At 59.2% G+C, this 638-nt stretch carries 1 pseudogene; it reads left to right on the top strand.

Annotated features, from left to right (window positions below):
• Positions 1–638 (top strand): annotated as a pseudogene (locus ACEVQ6_RS23670) (IS5 family transposase); the annotation flags it as partial.

Genomic DNA, 638 nt, shown 5'->3' with positions numbered 1-638 from the left:
TGCCGAACAAGAGCGGCGGGGTTGAACGTGTCGACGACCGCCGGGTGATCAACGGCATCCTGTGGCGTTTCAGAACGGGTTCGTCATGGCGTGATGTGCCGGAGCGTTATGGTCCGCGCACGACGCTCTACAATCGGTTCTCCCGCTGGCGCAAGGCAGGTGTCTGGGATCGTCTTCTGGACGCTGTTTCAAAGCGTTACGATGGAGACATCGTGATGATCGACAGTTCTTGCGTTCGCGTTCACCAGCATGGTGCCAACGCTAAAAAGGGGGCTCTTCTGATCCTTGCATGGGACGTTCTCGCGGCGGCCTGACGACAAAGATCCATGCTCTTGTCGATGCGGATGGCAGACCGGTTCGGCTGGAACTCACCGCCGGCCAAGCCGCCGATGCGCCGATGGCTGAAAAGCTGCTGAGTGACCTGCAGCCCGGCGCGACGATCCTTGCCGACAAGGCATACGACACCGATGCAATTCGTGACTTTGCCAGGCAACGCCAATGCTGGGCGAACATCCCGGCAAAGACCAATCGAAAGCAGACATTCAGCTTCAGCCGCCGGGTCTACCGCCAGCGCAATCTCGTGGAGCGGTTCTTCAATCGCATCAAACAGATGCGCGGCTTGGCAACGCGATATGACC

Origin of the sequence: Ensifer soli, assembly GCF_041928815.1 — a bacterium.
Taxonomy (GTDB): Bacteria; Pseudomonadota; Alphaproteobacteria; order Rhizobiales; family Rhizobiaceae; genus JBHFEI01.
The sequence above is the reverse complement of the archived record's forward strand: the minus strand, read 5'-3'. Positions and strand labels throughout refer to the sequence as shown.